General features: G+C 37.9%; 1 protein-coding gene. It reads right to left on the minus strand.

Annotated elements, in window-relative coordinates; genetic code table 11:
- On the minus strand, positions 1–269 hold a 269-nt coding region (locus HRG09_RS28535), incomplete at both ends, for an IS6 family transposase (protein WP_174104126.1).

Here is a 269-nt window from a genome sequence, read left to right on the forward strand (position 1 = left end):
TAGGCATACGTTTCTCTTCTTTTAATTCTTGAATTGCTACAGGATAGGCAGGGTTCTTATCTACTGTTATTACGCGAGGTTTACAAATATGAGAAGCAGCCAAGGCTTTCTTGAAAAAGCGCTTGGCTGCTTGTTTATCTCTTGATTCACTTAGATAAAAATCAATGGTATTTCCGTCTGAATCGACTGCGCGATATAAATACATCCATTGCCCTTTTACTTTCACATACGTTTCATCGACTCTCCAGGAATCATTTGTTGTCTTAAGA

Source organism: Bacillus sp. Xin1 (assembly GCF_013314535.1).
Lineage (GTDB): Bacteria > Bacillota > Bacilli > Bacillales > Bacillaceae_G > Bacillus_A.